The 17,162-nt window shown below is 69.9% G+C and carries 14 protein-coding genes; 9 read left to right on the top strand and 5 right to left on the bottom strand.

Going from position 1 to position 17,162, the window contains the following annotated elements:
• The first annotated feature begins 44 nt into the window (after window positions 1-44).
• The 5 genes from DIE17_RS00855 to DIE17_RS00835 are packed head-to-tail and all read left to right on the top strand — an operon-like array spanning window position 45 to window position 5,325.
• A complete protein-coding gene (locus DIE17_RS00855; RefSeq protein WP_124920626.1) occupies window positions 45-743 on the top strand; it encodes a TetR/AcrR family transcriptional regulator in 699 nt (232 codons plus the stop codon).
• Complete coding sequence (locus DIE17_RS00850; protein ID WP_124920535.1) at window positions 740-1,705, top strand: HlyD family secretion protein; 966 nt, start codon at window positions 740-742, stop codon at window positions 1,703-1,705. The genes DIE17_RS00855 and DIE17_RS00850 overlap by 4 nt, the downstream gene beginning before the upstream one ends.
• Window positions 1,702-2,673, top strand: coding sequence for an ABC transporter ATP-binding protein (locus DIE17_RS00845; RefSeq protein WP_124920534.1), 972 nt, complete (start codon window positions 1,702-1,704; stop codon window positions 2,671-2,673). The genes DIE17_RS00850 and DIE17_RS00845 overlap by 4 nt, the downstream gene beginning before the upstream one ends.
• Window positions 2,670-3,824, top strand: coding sequence for an ABC transporter permease (locus tag DIE17_RS00840; protein WP_044842997.1), 1,155 nt, complete (start codon window positions 2,670-2,672; stop codon window positions 3,822-3,824). Before DIE17_RS00845 ends, DIE17_RS00840 begins: the two co-directional genes overlap by 4 nt.
• 10 nt (window positions 3,825-3,834) lie before the next feature.
• Window positions 3,835-5,325 (top strand): efflux transporter outer membrane subunit, encoded by a 1,491-nt coding sequence (locus DIE17_RS00835; RefSeq protein ID WP_124920533.1) that lies wholly within the window; start codon window positions 3,835-3,837, stop codon window positions 5,323-5,325.
• A 226-nt stretch (window positions 5,326-5,551) separates the two neighbouring features.
• On the opposite strand, the gene DIE17_RS00830 is transcribed toward DIE17_RS00835, so the two are convergent.
• A complete protein-coding gene (locus DIE17_RS00830; protein ID WP_044842995.1) occupies window positions 5,552-6,772 on the bottom strand; it encodes a porin in 1,221 nt (406 codons plus the stop codon).
• Between the two features lie 533 nt (window positions 6,773-7,305).
• Complete coding sequence (locus tag DIE17_RS00820) at window positions 7,306-8,370, bottom strand: phytoene/squalene synthase family protein (RefSeq protein WP_124484928.1); 1,065 nt, start codon at window positions 8,368-8,370, stop codon at window positions 7,306-7,308.
• A gap of 426 nt (window positions 8,371-8,796) precedes the next feature.
• On the opposite strand from DIE17_RS00820, the gene DIE17_RS00815 reads away from it, so the two are divergent.
• Window positions 8,797-9,942 carry a glycerophosphodiester phosphodiesterase gene (locus DIE17_RS00815; RefSeq protein ID WP_124891613.1) on the top strand — a complete coding sequence of 382 codons (1,146 nt, stop codon included), beginning with the start codon at window positions 8,797-8,799 and terminating at the stop codon, window positions 9,940-9,942.
• Window positions 9,943-10,034: 92 nt separating this feature from the next.
• Here the strand turns inward: DIE17_RS00815 and DIE17_RS00810 are convergent, their stop codons facing one another.
• On the bottom strand, window positions 10,035-11,660 hold the full coding sequence (locus tag DIE17_RS00810; RefSeq protein ID WP_124920532.1) for a rhodanese-related sulfurtransferase: 1,626 nt from the start codon (window positions 11,658-11,660) through the stop codon (window positions 10,035-10,037).
• A gap of 122 nt (window positions 11,661-11,782) precedes the next feature.
• Entirely contained in the window at window positions 11,783-12,349 is a 567-nt protein-coding gene (locus tag DIE17_RS00805; RefSeq protein WP_044842991.1) for a cysteine dioxygenase, read from the bottom strand.
• Window positions 12,350-12,423: 74 nt separating this feature from the next.
• Here DIE17_RS00805 and DIE17_RS00800 point away from each other — a divergent pair, with 74 nt between their 5' ends.
• Entirely contained in the window at window positions 12,424-13,347 is a 924-nt protein-coding gene (locus DIE17_RS00800) for a LysR family transcriptional regulator (RefSeq protein ID WP_124920531.1), read from the top strand.
• Window positions 13,348-13,420: 73 nt separating this feature from the next.
• On the opposite strand, the gene DIE17_RS00795 is transcribed toward DIE17_RS00800, so the two are convergent.
• The gene (locus DIE17_RS00795) at window positions 13,421-14,758 is read right to left on the bottom strand and encodes an acyl-CoA dehydrogenase family protein (protein ID WP_124891610.1); all 1,338 of its coding nucleotides are present in this window, start codon (window positions 14,756-14,758) and stop codon (window positions 13,421-13,423) included.
• A gap of 451 nt (window positions 14,759-15,209) precedes the next feature.
• Here DIE17_RS00795 and DIE17_RS00790 point away from each other — a divergent pair, with 451 nt between their 5' ends.
• Together DIE17_RS00790 and DIE17_RS00785 are read left to right on the top strand one after the other, a co-directional pair.
• Window positions 15,210-16,295, top strand: coding sequence for an LLM class flavin-dependent oxidoreductase (locus DIE17_RS00790; RefSeq protein WP_124920530.1), 1,086 nt, complete (start codon window positions 15,210-15,212; stop codon window positions 16,293-16,295).
• A 20-nt stretch (window positions 16,296-16,315) separates the two neighbouring features.
• Window positions 16,316-17,161 (top strand): class II aldolase/adducin family protein, encoded by an 846-nt coding sequence (locus DIE17_RS00785; protein ID WP_124920529.1) that lies wholly within the window; start codon window positions 16,316-16,318, stop codon window positions 17,159-17,161.
• Window position 17,162: the final 1 nt, after the last annotated feature.

The raw sequence follows: 17,162 nt of genomic DNA, 5'->3' as shown, positions 1-17,162 counted from the left end.
ACCCTTCCTTGAAATTAACTAACTCATCAATTAGCGTCGATTTCATGAACGCGAAATCCACCGTCGCCAGGCCGCGCGGGCGCCGCCCGTCGGTGGACGACTTCGACCTGCGCGACCACATGCTCGACGTCGCGATCCAGCTGTTCGCCGAGCGCGGCATCGCCGCGACGACGGTCGCGCAGATCGCTGCGGCCGCCGGCGTCACGTCGGCGATGGTCCACTACTACTTCACGAATCGCGAGCAGCTGCTCGACGCGATCGTCGAGGAGCGGCTCGCGCAGGTCATCGCGTTCGTGTGGCGGCCGACCGCGCCGCAGATCGAAAACGATCCGTTCGCGCTCGTCGCCGAGCTCGTCGACCGCTTCTTCGACGTCACGCATCGCATGCCCTGGCTGCCGTCGATCTGGCTGCGCGAGATCGTCCACGAGGGCGGGCTGCTGCGTGAGCGGATGATCCGGCGCATTCCGCTCGAGCATGTCGGGCGGTTTGCCGAGCGCATCCGCGCCGCGCAGCAGGCCGGCACGCTGAACCCCGCGCTCGAACCCGCGTTCCTGTTCCATTCGATCATTGCGCTGGTGATGCTGCCGCTCGCCACCGCGAAGCTGTGGCAGAGCGCGCGCGGCCTGCCGCCGATCGATCGCGACGTGCTGCAGCGCCACGTCCGCGCGCTGCTCGGTTCCGGCATGCAACCGCCCGCCGCGGCGCCGGATCCCGACGCGCATTCGCGACGGAGGCCGTCGTGAACGCACCCCGCCCGCTGCCGCTCGCGCTGGCCGCCGCCGTCGCGCTGCTCGCCGGTTGCGGACGGCCGGCGAACGACGTCACGACCTTCCAGGGCTATGTCGAAGGCGAGTTCGTATACCTGTCGTCGTCGCAGGCGGGCACGTTGACGCAACTGTCGGTCGAACGCGGCCAGGCCGTCGCGGCCGGCGCGCCGGTGTTCTCGCTCGAAGCCGTCAACGAAACGGCCGCGCTGCGGCAGGCGCAACACCAGTTCGAGGCCGCGCGCGCGCAGCTTGCCGACCTGCAGACCGGCAAGCGCCCGCCGGAAGTCGCGGTCACGCGGGCCCAGCTCGCGCAGGCCGCGGCACAGGCCGCGCGGGCCGCCGCGCAATTCGCGCGCGACGAACGCCAGTACGCGGCCGGCGGCCTGTCGAGGCAGCAGCTCGACGATTCGCGCACGTCCGCGCAAACCACCGCCGCACAGGTGCGCGAGTTGCAGAACCAGGTCGACGTCGCGCGCCTGCCGGGCCGCGCGCAGCAGGTGGCGGCCCAGGCCGCGCAGGTCGATGCCGCGCAGGCGGCCGTCACCGAAGCGCAATGGAAACTCGACCAGAAGCGCGTCGCCGCGCCCGCCGCCGGGCGCGTGTACGACACGCTGTACCGCGTCGGCGAATGGGTGCAGGCCGGCAATCCGGTCGTGCAGATGCTGCCGCCGCAGAACCTGAAAGTGCGGTTCTTCGTGCCGGAGGCCTCCGTCGCGTCGATCGCGCCGGGGCGCACGGTTGCGATCCGCTGCGACGGCTGCCCGGCCGACGTCCCCGCGCGCGTCACCTACGTGTCGCGCGCGGCCGAGTACACGCCGCCCGTGATCTACAGCAACGAGAGCCGGACCAAACTCGTATTCATGGTCGAGGCGCGCCCCGCCGTCGCCGACGCGCCGAAGCTGCACCCGGGCCAGCCCGTCGCCGTGAGGATGCGATGAACGCATCGCCCGCCCCGTATGCGATCGACGTCGACCGCCTGAACAAGCGCTTCGGCGACAAGCACGTCGTGAAGGACGTCTCGCTGCGCGTCGCGCGCGGGGAGATCTTCGGCTTTCTCGGGCCGAACGGCAGCGGCAAGACGACGTCGATCCGCATGATGTGCGGCCTGCTCACGCCCGACTCGGGCAGCGGCACCTGTCTCGGCTACGACATCGTGCGCGACAGCGCGCAGATCAAGCGCCGCGTCGGCTACATGACGCAGCGCTTCTCGTACTGGGAAGACCTGTCGATCCGCGAGAACCTCGATTTCGTCGCACGCGTGTACGGGATGCCCGATCGCCAGGCGGCTGTCGCGCGCGCGCTCGACGGGCTCGGTCTCGCGAGCCGCGCGGACCAGCTCACGGGCGCGTTGTCGGGCGGCTGGAAGCAGCGCCTCGCGCTCGCCGCATGCATGCTGCACGAGCCCGAGCTGCTGCTGCTCGACGAACCGACCGCCGGCGTCGATCCGGCCGCGCGCCGCGACTTCTGGGAAGAGCTGCACCGGCTGGCCGCGCAAGGCATCTCGGTACTCGTCAGCACGCACTACATGGACGAGGCCGAGCGCTGTCACAAGCTCGCGTACATCGCGTCCGGCGAACTGCTCGCGCAGGGCACGGCCGCGGAAATCGTCGCGTCGCAGCACCTGTCGACGCGCACGGTCACCGGCGGGCACCTGGCGGAACTGTCCGCGCGCCTGCGCACGATGCCGGGCGTAGACCAGACGGTCGTGTTCGGCTCGACGCTGCACGTGAGCGGCCGCGATCGTGCGCTGCTCGACGCGACGCTCGCGCAGGTCGCGGCGCAGGCCGGCACGCAGGAGAACGGTCACGCGCCGCTGCAGGTCGCGCCGATCGACACCGGGCTCGAAGACGTCTTCATCTACATGATGGGCCGCGCATCCGGGCCGCCCGGCGGAGCGGCGACATGAGCACGTGGACGGGCCTGCGCGACGCGTTCTCGGTCGCGCGCTGGTGGAGCATCGTGCTGAAGGAATTCCTGCAGCTGCGCCGCGACCGCGTGACGTTCGCGATGATCGTCGGCGTGCCGATCATCCAGCTCGCGCTGTTCGGCTTCGCGATCAACACCGATCCGAAGCACCTGCCGACCGCGGTGATCGTCGCCGACTCGAGCCCGTTCGCGCGCAGCTTCATCGCCGCGATGCGCAATTCCGCGTATTTCGACATCGTCGCGACGCTGCCCGACGAAGCGGCCGGCCGGCATGCGCTCGCACGCGGCGACGTGCAGTTCGTGCTGAGCGTGCCGGCCGACTTCTCGAAGCGGCTGCTGCGCGGCGAGCGCCCGTCGCTGCTCGTCGAGGCGGACGCGACCGACCCCGTCGCGACCGCATCGGCGCTCGGCGCGCTGCCGGGCCTCGTGCAACCCGTCGCCGACAAGGACCTGACGGGCCCGCTCGCGCACCTGAACGGCCGCCCGGCCGCGTTCGACATCGTGCTGCACCGCCTGTACAACCCGGAAGGCATCACGCAGTACAACGTCGTGCCGGGCCTGATGGGCGTGATCCTGACGATGACGATGGTGATGATGACGGGCCTCGCGATCACGCGCGAACGCGAGCGCGGCACGATGGAGAACCTGCTGGCGACGCCCGTGCGGCCGCTGGAGGTGATGACGGGCAAGATCGTCCCGTACGTGTTCATCGGGCTGATCCAGGTGTCGATCATCCTCGTGGCCGCGCGCTTCGTGTTCCACGTGCCGTTCGTCGGCGGCATGGTCGCGATCTACCTGTCCGCGCTGCTCTTCATCGCCGCGAACCTGACGGTCGGCATCACGCTGTCGTCGCTCGCGCAGAACCAGTTGCAGGCGATGCAGCTCGCGGTGTTCTACTTCCTGCCGAACATCCTGCTGTCGGGCTTCATGTTTCCGTTCGCCGGGATGCCGAAGTGGGCGCAGTTCATCGGCAACCTGCTGCCGCTCACCTACTTCAACCGCCTGGTGCGCGGCATCCTGCTGAAAGGCAACGGCTGGGCCGACCTGTGGCCGTCCGTGTGGCCCGTCGCGCTGTTTACGCTGGTCGTGATGGGCGTCGCGCTGCGCTTCTACCGGCGCACGCTCGACTAGGAGCCGCACGATGAAACCGGCTTCGCGTCGCGCCCGTCCCGCCGCCCGCCGCAGCGCATGGGCAGCCGTTGCGCTGCTCGTCGCCGGTTGCACGGTCGGGCCGGATTTCCGCACGCCCGACGCGCCGGCCACACGGCAATACACGCGCGATGACCCGCCGGTCACGACGGCCGCCGCCGGCGGCCCGGCCGGCGACGCGCAGACGTTCGCATCGGCCGCGCACACGCCGCAACAGTGGTGGACCGCGTTCGGCTCGGCACCGCTGAACCGGCTCGTCGATACCGCGTGGCACAACAGCCCGACGCTCGCCGAGGCCCGCGCGCGGCTCGACGAAGCGCGACAGAACCACGCGGCCGAAGCCGGCGCGACGATGCTGCCGCGCGTCGATGCGAACCTGTCCGCCACGCGCGAGAAGGTCGACATCACTGCATTCGGGCTGCCCGCCAACGTGCCGAATCCCGGGCCGTTCACGCTGTACGACGCGTCGGTGAGCGTGTCGTACGCGCTCGACGTGTTCGGCGGCAACCGGCGCGCGCTCGAGGCGTTGCGCGCCCAGGTCGACTATCAGGCGTACCTGCTCGACGCCGCACGCCTGACGCTCGCGGGCAACGTCGTCGCGACTGCGATCCTGCGCGCGTCGCTCGCGCAGCAGATCGCGCTCACGCGGCAGCTCGTCGACGCGCAAGCCCGGCAGTTGCGGATCGTCGACGCGCGCTTCGCGGCGGGCGGCGTATCGCAGGCCGACGTGCATGCGCAGCGCACGCTGCTCGCGCAGACGCAGGCCTCGCTGCCGCCGCTCGCGGCCCGCTACGCGCAGGCCGGCCACCGGCTCGCGATCCTGCTGGGCGCGCCGCCGTCCGGCGCCGAGCTGCCCGACCTCGCGCTCGACGCGCTCACGCTGCCGCGCACGCTGCCGGTCGCACTGCCGTCGACGCTCGCGCGCGAACGCCCCGATATCCGCGCGGCGGAGGCCGTGTTGCACCAGGCGAGCGCGAACGTCGGCGTGGCGACCGCGAACCTGTATCCGCGTTTTTCGATTTCGGCGGGGATCGGTTCGGAACGCACGCGCATCGCGGATGTCGTGAGCGGGCTGAATGTGTGGAATGTCGGCCTCGGCCTGACGCAGCCGCTCTTTCATGGCGGCGAGCTGCGCGCGAGGAAGCGCGCGGCCGAAGCCGCGTACGACGCCGCGTTCGCGAGCTATCGGGAAACCGTGCTGCTGGCGCTCCAGCAGGTCGCCGACGCGATGCGCGCGGTCGAACACGATGCGACGGCGCTGCAAGCGCGGGACACGGCCGCACGGGAAGCGGCGGCAGGCAACGCGATCGCCGGCGACCGTTACGCGGCGGGCGGGATCAGCGCGTTCGCACTGCTCGACGCCCAGCGGCAGGCATTGCAGACCGCGCTCGACCGCACGCGCGCGCAGGCTGACCGGCTGGCCGACACGGCGGCGCTGTTCCAGGCGCTGGCGGGGAACTGGATGGATGATGCAGCGCGGTGATCGACACGACGGCGTCGGCGCCGACCGGGCATTGCCGGCCTGCACGTCATGCACCGCATGAGCGGCACACTTGTCGGGCTCGACAGCCGTCGCCGCGCGCTTCCATTCGACGACCATCCATGACCGAATCCGCAATACGCACAACGCGTGCCGCAAATGGAAAAACCGGCCCGAAGGCCGGTTTTCGTACCGCAAGCCGTAAGCGGCGCTCGCGCGCCGCGCGGCATCAGAAGCGGTGGATCAGGCCGACGCCGGCCGCGATCTGGTTCTGCTTCGAACCTGCGCCCACGCCGTCGCCGATCGACGTCGTTGCATTGACGATGCCGCCGGTCAGGCCGCTGATCGTGTTGCCGGTAGCGTGCTGATACGCTTCAACCGCGTACAGGCCCGTGCGCTTCGACAGGCTGTAGTACTGCGACAGCGTGACCTGATGGTACTTGGCCGAGCTCGAGATGCCGTTCGACTGGGTCGCACGCGTGTACGAGTAGCCTGCCGCGAAGTCCCACTGCGGCGCTGCCTTCCAGTGCAGCACTGCGCCCGCCGTGTTGAAGATCGCCGTATTGTGGAATGCCGACAGGTTGCCCGGGATGTACTGGACGTTCGAGTACGACACCGAGATGTCCCACGCCGGCGTGAACTGGTAACCGGCCGTCACGGCGACACGTTGCTGCGACTGTGCCGTCTTGTAGCCGCCGTTGATCGACGACACGGCCTGCTCCGCACCGTTGCCGCTCGAATCCAGACCGTTTTGCGCGGTCGAGTTCGCGCCCCACACGCCGCCGCCGAGCGTCGCGTTGTTGATGCGCTGATAGCCAACCGCGATGCCTGCCGGGCCGTTCAGGTACTGGACCGCCGCGCTCCAGGTCGAGCCGCGGTTGAAGCTGCCTGCCACGCCGCCGAGCGAGTACGAACCGCCGACCGTGAAGCCGTAGAACTTCGGCGACATGTAGACGAGCGAGTTGTTCGCGCGGTAGCTGGTGTCGAGCGAGTCGATATCGCCCGGGTGCGCGCCGTAGTAACCGGTCAGCCAGGTCGTCGGGCTATACGGCGACAGCAGCGTGTAGTACGCGGTGTACTGGCGGCCGGCCGTCAGCGTACCGTACGTCGCGTTGGTCAGACCAACCCACGCCTGACGCGTGAAGATGCCGTTCGTCCATTGCGACGAGCCGTTGTTCGCGTTGAAGCCGGCTTCCAACTGGAAAATCGCCTTCGTGCCGCCGCCGAGGTCTTCGCTGCCCTTCAGGCCGAAGCGGCTGCCTGCCCAAATGCCGGTGGCCATCTGCACCTTCGAGTGACCGCCCGAAACCGCGCTGGTGGCCGACGAGTTGTTCTGCCAGGCGATAGCGTTATCGACGATACCGTACAGGGTCACGCTGCTCTGGGCGTGGGCTGCGGTAGCGGCTGCGAGACCCGCTGCCGTCATGGCGAAAGCGACGCGCTTTTTCATTGATTCTCCGTCCTCAAAGAATGATTTCTTTTCTGGTGTGGTTTTATGACTGACACATGTGCGAGTACATGCCGGTGCGATTCTGACGGATTACCAATCGTTTCCCAACATGTGCGGTCGGTCATCGTATGATCGACGCAACGCGGGGGTTCACCAAACGGTTACATAACACCTGAAAACGCTTACGCAGCGGGCCTTTCCGACATTTCCCGGTGAAAACCCTAGCTTTACATTTTTACTGGTGCATCGCGACCGTCCAATGTCGTCAGACGCCCTCGGCAACAACCTTCTTACGAATGCGCGAGCGCGGCTGACGCCGCGATTCACGCCGCCGCGCAGGATCGCTGACATTCATGACACCCACGTTTCGGGAAGCGAAATCGTGAAAACGTTTCAGTCCGCGCGCGGACAATCGGACGGGAGACGTGAGCGGCCCGGCGAACGCGGGCCGAGGGGCGATGCCGATGCAGGTCGCGCCACGCGCCGGCATCGTTCAGCGCGATTCAGCGCGATTCAGCGCGATTCAGCGCGATTCAGCGCGCGGACGGCTGCGCGATCCGCGCGTTCACCGCGTCGACGAGCGCGGTGATCCGCGCACGGATCGCGGCGTTCGAACCGACGAGCGCGAGCGACGACGCCATGATCCGGTAGATCCGCTTGCGCGGCACCTTCGCCGGCGTCGCCGGATCGAGCCACGCATCGTGGCCGGCCAGCAGTTCGAGCGTTTCGAGGCCGATCATGATCGGCCACAGGCACGCGAGCCGCAGCCGCACGAAGCGGCGCGGGATCGCGAGCGTGTAGCGGCACGCGTCGCGATACTGGTCGAGCGTCACGCGCAGCAGGTCGACCAGCACGCCGCGCGCGCGCGCCGACGCATCGGGTGTCATCAGGTCGGCGACGCCGACGCCGTATGCGGCCAGCACGTCCTCCGGCAGATAGCAGCGGCCGATCCGCAGATCCTTCGCGCAGTCGCGCAGGATGTTGGTCATCTGCAGCGCCTTGCCGAAACGGATGCCCTTCTCGCGCATGTCCGGCACGTCCCAGCCGCGCGCGGCGCGCGTGTGCGCGCCGGTCATGTCGGTCCAGAATTCGCCGACGCAGCCGGCGACCAGGTACGTGTAGCGATCGAGTTCGGCACGGTTCGGCAGCGACGCGACGCGGCCCGACTGTTCGTCGGGGAACGTGCGCAGGTCGAATTCCATCCCCGACGTCAGCGTCGCGACGACCTTGCGGATCGATGCGCAGTCCGCATCCGGCTGCGCGCGCAGCAGCGCGAGCATCGGCTGCATCGAGCCGAGCAGCACGTGTTCGTGCGAATCCGTCTGCATCCGCGTCACGTCCTCGAGCGAGCGCGACAGCGCCGCGCCGTCGCCGAGCCGCTCGACTTCGTTCCGCAGGTCGGTCAGCAGCGCCGCGCGGCGATCGGGCGCGACCAGCGCCGTGTCGGCGATCGTGTCGGCCGCGCGCGCGAGCAGGTAGGCCAGGCCGACCGGGTCGCGCATGCCGTCGGGCAGCACGCGCAGCGTCAGGTAGAAGGAGCGGGAAACGTTCTTCAGCAGGTCGCCGAGCAGGTAGGCGGGATCGGTATGCGTCGTCATGGGTCGGTAAAAATCGGCCGGCGCGGGCCCCGGACGCACGCGGGCGCCGGGCGCCCGCGCCGGCCCGCGAGTCGCCGCATCGCCGTGCGCGGGCGGGTGTCGGCCCGGCGCGGCGATGCAAAAGTCCCGCAAGTTTAGTGCATCCGGCGACCACGCTCGCGATCCGTCCGACGAAGTGGGCGCGCAACCGCCGAACCGCGTCGGCGCGACGATCGCGGCGCCGGCTGGCGGCGACGGGCGGATCGCACCGTCTCGACCGCGACGTGTTCCCGCAATTCTCGCGCCTGACGCGACAACAAAACAGAAAGGCGCAAGTAATACATATGTAATGATCCGGTGCGACGATCGCGTCCCGTTCGCTCACCCGGCCCCGCATCGCCGGACCGCTTGCCCTTTCACCGACTTCCGTTCCGAAGGTTCATCGACATGCTCTTCCCGCGCCCGACCGCCCTGCGCTGCATCCCGTTCGCCTGTGCCGCCGCCGTCCTGCTTGCCGCCTGCGGCGGCGACGACGTCTCGGCGTCCGATTCCGCCCGGCCGATCTCCGCGAAGGTCCAGGTGGTCGGCCATCGCGGCGCGAGCGCGCTGCGCCCCGAGCACACGCTCGCGTCGTACCGCAAGGCGATCGAGGACGGCGCGGACGTGATCGAGCCCGACCTCGTCGCGACCCGCGACGGCGTGCTCGTCGCGCGCCACGAGAACGAGATCTCCGGCACGACGAACGTGTCGACGCTGCCGCAGTTCGCGAGCCGCAAGGCGACCAGGACCATCGACGGCACGCAGCTGACCGGCTGGTTCACCGAGGACTTCACGCTCGCCGAGCTCAAGACGCTGCGTGCCCGCGAGCGCATTCCGCAGGTGCGCCCGGCGAACACCGCGTACAACGACCAGTTCGAGATTCCGACCTTCGACGAGATCGTCGCGCTCGCGAAACAGATGTCCGCGCAGACCGGCCGCACGATCCACCTGTATCCGGAAACCAAGCACCCGACCTACTTCCAGTCGATCGGCCTGCCGCTCGAGGACCGTCTCGTCGACGCGCTGCTGAAGGATCCGTACACGGCGCGCACGGCAACCGTCTACATCCAGTCGTTCGAGGTCGCGAACCTGAAGGCGATCCGCAACCGGATCAAGTCGAGCCAGCCGAACTGGAAGCTCGTGCAGTTGATGGACGAAGCCGGCCAGCGTCCGTACGACTTCGTGAAGGCGAACGACAAGCGCACTTACGGCGACCTGTCGACGCGCGACGGGATGCGCGAGATCGCGTCCTATGCGAACGGCGTCGGCCCGTACAAGACGTCGATCATCGCGGTGGCCGCGGACGGCACGCTGCAGCAGCCGACGTCATACGTGCGTGACGCGCACGCAGCCGGCCTCGTCGTGCATCCGTATACGTTCCGTCCGGAGAACAACTTCCTGCCCGCGTCGCTGAAGGACGGCGGTACACCGGCCACGCGCAACACCGCGGGCTCGGTGCGCGAGATCCAGGCCTACCTGCGCGCGGGCATCGACGGCTTCTTCACCGACGATCCGGCCGTCGGCCGCACGGCCGTCGATACGTTCAAGCGCTGAGCGCGCTGAACGTGCCGCATACGATGAGCCGCTGAACATGCGGCAACCGGGCGCGGCGCATCGCATGCCGCACGCCGGTTGCCGCGCCGTGGTCAGATCACGCGGAAGTGGTGCGTGCCGTCCCGCTTCAACTGGTCGACCAGCCCGTATTCCCAGTCGAGATACGCCTGCATCGCGGCGGCCGCGTTGTCGGTGCCTTCGTACGGGCGCCGGTAGCGATCGACGCGCGGCGACGCGAGATGTGTGTCGCCGTGCTCGAGCGGCAACCCCGCGTCGATCCATGCGGCCGTGCCGCCGGTCAGCACCGAGATCGCCGCGGAAGCCGGCAGCAAGGCGCGCGCGTCGTCCGCCGCGAACCGCGCGAGCAGGCTCGATCCGCATGTGAACACATAGCGCCGCGCCGGCGGAATCGCGGCGAGCGCGTCGCGCAACTGCGCGCGCACGACGAACCACGCGCCGGGGATATGGCGCTTCACGTAGTTCGCGCTGGCCGTCACGTCGACGATCGCGAGCTCGCCCGCGGCCGCCTCCTTCAGCCAGCCCGCGAGCGTCGCGGGCGACACCTCGCTCACCTGCGGCGTCGCGGGCACGTCGCGCGGCGGCTGGCCGCGCTCGGTGAACGCCGCCGTGCCGGCCGGCTCGAGCACCCGCACGTCCCAGCCCATCTGCGCGAGCCACGACGCGGTCATGTCCGCGCGCACGCCGTCATCGTCGGCGAGCACGATCCGCGCGCCGCGCACCGCCGCGTGATGGTCGGTCTCCTGCACGAGCTGGCCGCCCGGCGTGCCCAGGAAGCCCGGCAGATGGCCGGCCTCGTATTCCTCCGGCGTGCGCACGTCGAAGCGGTACAGCGTGCGGCCCGGTTCGTCGAGCGCGGCGAGCTCCGCGAGCGCGATGCGCGGCACGCCCGCGCGCTCGGCCACCGCGCGCGCGGCGCGGCGTGCTTCCTCACGCTGCGCGGGTGCGATCTCGTCCGGAAAGCGTCGCGCGGCGCCGTGCTCGAGCGTCTGGCCGGCGAGCGTCCAGCCGATCGTGCCGTTGCGCAGTGCCGCGACCGGGTTCGGCAACCCCGCGTTGACGAGCGACTGCGTGCCGATGATGCTGCGCGTGCGGCCCGCGCAGTTCACCACCACCTGCGTTGCCGGATTCGGCGCGAGCGCGCGCACGCGCAGCACGAGTTCCGCGCCCGGCACGCTCGTCGACGTCGGGATGTTCATCGTCTGGTATTCGTCGAAGCGGCGCGCGTCGACGATCACGACGTCGGCCCTTTCATCGATCAGCGCCTGCACCTCCTGCGCGGACAGCGACGGCGTATGGCGCTCGGCCTCGACCCATTCGCCGAACGACTTGCTCGGCACGTTCACGTCGATGAACAGTTCGCCGCCCGCGGCGAGCCAGCCCGCGAGGCCGCCGTCGAGCAGCCGCACGTCGGTATAGCCGAGCTGCGCGAGTTTCTCGGCCGCGCGCGGCGCGAGATCCTCGCCGCCGGCTTCGCCGAACACGACGATCGGCGTGTCGCGGCGCGGAATGCGCGTCCATGCGTCGAGTTCGAGCTTCGACAGCGGAAAATTGGCGGCCCACAGCGGGTGGCCCTGCGCGTAGGGATCTTCCTCGCGCACGTCGATCAGCGCGATTTCGTCGCGGGCCAGCAGGCGCGCGCGTACGTCCTGGTACGACGCGACGGGGAAACGGGAAGTGGAATCAACGGATTGCGTCACGATGTCTCTGTCGGATTCTGTTGGAGTCGGTGAAGAAAGCACACGGAAAACGGATGCAGCTCGATGCCCGCGGGCGCGCCCTCGCAACGGGGCGCCCGCGACTTGCGGCGTCACGCGTCCGGTCACGCGTTCGAATAGCCGGACACGAACGGCTTCACGGTGCCGTCGTCCAGGAACACCGCACGTTCGACCTGGCCGATGTTCGCGCCGTACACGTGGATGCTGATCGACACCTGATCGTCGAACGCGTTGGTCACTCGATGGACGTCGCCGATGCGCGGCGACACGGCCTCGACGTCGCCCGGCTGCAGCCGTACCGCGTCGCCCGCCGGCACCGGCCTGCCGGCCGCGTCGAACCGGTACGGTTGCGAAAACTCGCCGCCGCGCAGCATCCCGATCAGACCCCACACCGTGTGGTTGTGGATCGGCGTCGTCTGGCCGGGCCCCCACACGAAGCTGACGACGGAAAACCGCGCGTCGGGATCGAGATGCAGCAGGTACTGGCGGTAACGCTCGGGATCGGGCTGCGCGAACGCGTCGGGCAGCCAGTCGTCGTGCGCGACGAGCGCGGCCAGCAGCGCGCCGCCCTCGTCGAGGATGCGCGCCTCGTTCGCGCCGGACGCGAGCAGCGCGCCCAGCCCGTCGACGAACGGACGCAGCGGCGTCTGCTGCAACGAAAGCGTACTCATCGGCTGCCTCCTCGAATATGATGCCGAATATGATGGATCGTCATGATGCACCCGAAATACCATGCAGAACAAACATGAAAATTAGCGATATCGATGCTTTTGCAGCGGTCGTTCGCGGCCAGACGCTGAGCCAGGCCGCGGCCGAGCTCGGCATGACGCAGCCCGCGATCACGCGGCGCGTGCAGAACCTCGAGGAGGCGCTCGGCGTCACGCTGCTCGACCGCAACACGAAGCCGCCGCGCCCGACCGACATCGGCCTGCAGGTGTTCGAGCAGTGCCGCGCGATCCTGCGCGAAGTCGACGCGCTGCGCGAACTGACGGCCGGCCAGCGGCCGCCCGCCGGCGAATTCCGCGTCGGCCTCACGCAAGGGCTCGGCGAGCTGATGCTGCCCGGCCTGATCGCGCAGCTCGCCGCGCAATGGCCGGCGCTCGCCACGCAGGTCACGACCGCGTGGGGCGGCATGCTCGTCGAACGCGTCGCGCACCGCGAACTCGACGCCGCGCTGGTGTTTCTGGCCCGCGAGATGGTGCTGCCGCCGCAGGTCGAAGGCCAGCGGCTGCTGGCCACGCGGCTCGTCGCGGTCGGCCGCAAGGGCGACTGGCCGCGCCGCAGCTACCGGCTCGCCGACTGCCAGGCGCGCGGCTGGGTGCTCAATCCCGACGGCTGCGGCTTTCGTGCGGGGCTGCGCCGCGCGCTCGACGCGCAGGGGCTGCCGATGCCGGTCACGCTCGACGCCTACGGCCGCGACCTGCAATTGCAGAGCGTCGCGAACGGCTTCGGGATCGGGCTGATGCCGCTGCCGCTCGTCGAAGGCAGCCCGCTGCGCGACGCGGTCGACATCGTCCCGCTCGCCGATTTCAAGCCGCAGATCGATCTGTGGCTGCTGCACCGGCAGGACGCCGCGCGCTTCAAGGCGCCGCTCCTGGCCGTGGCCGCGCACGCGCGCACCGCGTTTGCGCTGCCGGCGGATGCGGCCGGGCACGACGAAGCCGCTTGACCACGCGCGACGGCGCCTGCGCGGCGGCGTTGCGTTTGCGTCGGCCTTTGCGCCCACCATCCCGCCGCCCCGCTCACGCATCGCTGTCGCGACCGGATGCCGGCGCGTCGCGTGACGTTCCGCCCGCTTCCGCGTTCGCGGCAGCGCGTCGCGCCGCCGCGTCGAGCACGGCCCGTCCGGCGGCCACCGCGATCGCATCGTCCTGCGGCGTATGCACGCGGCTGCACAGCACGTCGCGATAGTGGCGTTCGAGCGGATTGTGGCGGCTCAGCCCGTGATTGCCCGACAGCTTCAACGCATGCTCGACCGTGCGGATCGCCTGTTCCGTCACGGTCCGCTTGACGAGGCCGCTCGTCGTCACCGTCGGCGGGTCGCCCGCATCGGTGCGCGCGATGTGCTCGTCGAGCAGCACGCGGTTAGCATGCAGCCACCCTTCGATCTCGCCGACGGCCTCCTGCACGCGCGGCAGCGTCGCGAGCGGCGCACCGAGCCCGCTCGGCGCGCGCGTCGTCGCGAAATCGAGCAGCCAGTCGCGCGACGCGCGGGCGACCGCGTCGTAGAGGCTGCCGAGCAGCGCGACCATCCAGGCCTGCTGGTCGGCCTGCGCATCGACATCCGCATGACTCGCGGCCGACACGGCCCACGCATCGGGCGCGCGCACGTCCACCGCATGATCCGCGGGCAGCCGCACGTCGTCGAACACCACCTCGTGACTGCCCGATGCGCGCAGGCCCAGGTGATTCCAGCTTTCGATCACGCGGATGCGCGCATCGACTTCCGTGTCGCGCTCGCGCCGCACGAGGAACACGCCGACGCGCGGCTCGGGTTCGTCCGTGCGGGCCCACACGGCCAGCCAGCGCAGCGCCGGAATGCCGGTGCTGTACAGCTTGTGGCCGGACAGCCGCCAGCCGTCGCCGTCGCGACGCGCGATCGTTTCGGGCAGGCCGCCGCGCGACGGCGAACCGAGCGCCGGCTCGACGCGCAGCGCGTTGATCAGCGCGCCGTCGGCAACCGCGCTGTCGAACACCGCACGCCGCAGGCGCGCGGGCCAGCGGTTGTCCGCGCGGCCGAGCGCGCGATGCTGCAGGTAGGTCATCGTCAGCACCAGCGCGGTCGCCGGATCGGCGCGCGCGACCGCGGCCACGATCCGGCTCGCCTGCGCGAGCGTCGCGCCCGCGCCGCCGTGCTCGCGCGGCACGACCTGCGCGATCAGCCCGGCGCGATGCAGCCGCGCGAAATTCTCGTGCGGGAAACGGCCGTCGACGTCGTTGCGGGCGGCGTCAGCCGCGAGTTCGGGCGCGAGACGCGCGAGCAACGCGGTAACGCGCGCATCGTCGGCAGGCAGGTGGCGCAGCGACGACTGGGACGACTGCGGTGATAGCGGCGAGGAAGCGGCAAGGCTGGCGGACATCGGTACGGATTCCCTCGGTGACTGGGTAACGGGATAAAACGTCGTGGCGAAGATCGCTCGGCGAATGGCGGCGGTGGCTCGTGGAGACGGCGGCGATCGGCGCTGGATTCGCCGGGGGCGCGTGGCGTGGATCCGAGGTGCTCGCGCACGCATCCGCCGCACAACTCTGCCTTCGACCCGAGCCGCTGCTTCCGAACCCGATGCCGATCCGGCTCCCGTCGTGTGGATCCGGCGCGCAAGCCCCGCTCGACACGCAGCCGGCGCCCCGTTCGGCCCGATCGTGAGCCCATAGCGTATGCGCAACGCACACGCGCCCAAACCATGCAAATCTGATATTCAATTCGGGATTGATTATTTCCGTTCCGCATGATCCCGGCGGTAATCTGCGCTCCATTCCCGCCCGGCCGGCCATCGCTGGCCGCGCCGGGCCGTCCTTGCATCGGAGACCCAGATGAGCGTCGAATTCATCGGCATGATCCAGAGCCAGAAGCAGTCGGAAATCCATCCGCCTGCCGGCCCCGTCGTCGACCCCGACTACGTGCGCGACTTCGCCCGCGCCCACGAAACGGCCGGCTTCGACCGGATCCTCGTCCCGCACCACTCGACCGGCCCGTCGGCGACGCTGACGATCGCGTTCGCCGCCGCGGCGACCGAACGCATCCACTTCATGCTCGCGCATCGCCCCGGCTTCACCGCGCCGACGCTCGCCGCACGGCAGATCGCGACGCTCGACCAGTTCAGCCGCGGCCGGCTCGCCGTGCACTTCATCTCCGGCGGCTCGGACAGCGAGCAGCAGCGCGACGGCGATTTCCTCGACCACGACGCACGCTACGCGCGCACCGACGAATACCTCGGCATTCTGCGCCGCATCTGGACCGACACGCAGCCGTTCGATCACGACGGCGCGCACTACCGCTTCACGCAGGGTTTTTCGGAAGTGAAGCCGTTCCAGAAGCCGCACGTGCCGATCTACTTCGGCGGCGCCTCGGAAGCGGCGATGGAAGTCGCCGGGAAGCACGCGGACGTCTATGCGCTGTGGGGCGAATCGCTCGACCAGGTGCGCGACCTGACGACGCGCGTGCGCGCCGAAGCCGCGAAGCACGGCCGGCAGGTGCGCTTCTCCGTGTCGTTCCGGCCGATCCTCGCGGCGACCGAAGACGAAGCGTGGGCGCGCGCGCACCGGATCCTCGACGAAACCCGCCGGCTGCGCGAAGCGGCCGGCCTCGCCACCGGCGGCCCGCAGCAGAGCGAAGGCGCGCGGCGCCTGCTCGCCGCGGCCGAACGCGGCGCGCGCGTCGACAAGCGGCTGTGGACCGAGATCGCGAAGCTCACCGGCGCGCGCTCGAATTCGACCGCGCTGGTCGGCACGCCCGAACAGGTCGCCGACGCGCTGCTCGACTACTACGACCTCGGCGTGACGACGTTCCTGATTCGCGGCTTCGATCCGCTCGAAGACGCGATCGACTACGGCCGCGAACTGATTCCGCGCGTGCGCAGCGCCGTCGCGGCACGCGACGCGGCGCGCCGCGCGGCCTGACGCACGGGGAGATGCCGACCATGTCCGCCGTCCTGTCTTCGTCCTCGCCCGTGCGCACCGCGTCGGGCCTCGTCCTCGCCGACACGCCGCGCCAGCATTTCTGGTTCGATCCGCCCGCGCCGCGCTTCGACGTCGCCGCCGAGCGCCGCCACCGGCAGGAGCGGCTCGCGGCCGCGTTCCGCCTGTTCGCGCGCTTCGGCTTCGCGTCGGGCCTCGCCGGCCACATCACCGCGCGCGACCCGGAACTGCCCGACCACTTCTGGGTGAATCCGCTCGGCGTGCATTTCTCGCAGATCAAGGTGTCGGACCTGCTGCTCGTCAATTCGCGCGGCGAAACCGCGATCGGCAACCGGCCGCTGAACAAGGCCGCGTTCGCGATCCATGCGGCGATTCACGACGCGCATCCGCACCTCGTCGCGGCCGCGCATACGCATTCGACCTACGGCAAGGCGTGGTCGACGCTCGGCCGCCCGCTCGAACCGCTGACGCAGGACGCGTGCGTGTTCTACGAGGACCACGCGCTGTTCGACGACTTCACCGGGATGGTCGTCGATACGAGCGAAGGCGCGCGGATCGCGGATGCGCTCGCGAAGCCCGACGGCACCACGCACAAGGGCGTGATCCTGAAGAACCACGGCATCCTGACGGCCGGCCCGACGGTCGAGGCCGCCGCGTGGTGGTACATCGCGCTCGACAACGCCGCGCACACGCAGCTGCTGGCCGAAGCGGCCGGCACGCCGCAACCGATCGATCATGCGACCGCGCGACACACGCACGGCCAGATCGGCGGCCCCGACGGCGCATTGCACGCGTTCGACAGCCTGTTCGCGCGCGTCGTCGCCGACGAACCCGACCTGCTCGACTGAG

Origin of the sequence: Burkholderia sp. Bp9099, from assembly GCF_003857805.1 — a bacterium.
In the GTDB taxonomy this organism is placed as follows: Bacteria; Pseudomonadota; Gammaproteobacteria; order Burkholderiales; family Burkholderiaceae; genus Burkholderia.
The sequence above is the reverse complement of the archived record's forward strand: the minus strand, read 5'-3'. Positions and strand labels throughout refer to the sequence as shown.

What these genes read in the sequence shown, in the direction of transcription:
- DIE17_RS00800 (WP_124920531.1), top strand. Translation starts at nt 12,424, where the DNA reads ATGAAAATTAGCGATATCGATGCTTTTGCAGCGGTCGTTCGCGGCCAG.
- DIE17_RS00835 (WP_124920533.1), top strand. Translation starts at nt 3,835, where the DNA reads ATGAAACCGGCTTCGCGTCGCGCCCGTCCCGCCGCCCGCCGCAGCGCA.
- DIE17_RS00805 (WP_044842991.1), bottom strand. Translation starts at nt 12,349, where the DNA reads ATGAGTACGCTTTCGTTGCAGCAGACGCCGCTGCGTCCGTTCGTCGAC.
- DIE17_RS00840 (WP_044842997.1), top strand. Translation starts at nt 2,670, where the DNA reads ATGAGCACGTGGACGGGCCTGCGCGACGCGTTCTCGGTCGCGCGCTGG.
- DIE17_RS00845 (WP_124920534.1), top strand. Translation starts at nt 1,702, where the DNA reads ATGAACGCATCGCCCGCCCCGTATGCGATCGACGTCGACCGCCTGAAC.
- DIE17_RS00820 (WP_124484928.1), bottom strand. Translation starts at nt 8,370, where the DNA reads ATGACGACGCATACCGATCCCGCCTACCTGCTCGGCGACCTGCTGAAG.
- DIE17_RS00785 (WP_124920529.1), top strand. Translation starts at nt 16,316, where the DNA reads ATGTCCGCCGTCCTGTCTTCGTCCTCGCCCGTGCGCACCGCGTCGGGC.
- DIE17_RS00790 (WP_124920530.1), top strand. Translation starts at nt 15,210, where the DNA reads ATGAGCGTCGAATTCATCGGCATGATCCAGAGCCAGAAGCAGTCGGAA.
- DIE17_RS00795 (WP_124891610.1), bottom strand. Translation starts at nt 14,758, where the DNA reads ATGTCCGCCAGCCTTGCCGCTTCCTCGCCGCTATCACCGCAGTCGTCC.
- DIE17_RS00855 (WP_124920626.1), top strand. Translation starts at nt 45, where the DNA reads ATGAACGCGAAATCCACCGTCGCCAGGCCGCGCGGGCGCCGCCCGTCG.
- DIE17_RS00830 (WP_044842995.1), bottom strand. Translation starts at nt 6,772, where the DNA reads ATGAAAAAGCGCGTCGCTTTCGCCATGACGGCAGCGGGTCTCGCAGCC.
- DIE17_RS00815 (WP_124891613.1), top strand. Translation starts at nt 8,797, where the DNA reads ATGCTCTTCCCGCGCCCGACCGCCCTGCGCTGCATCCCGTTCGCCTGT.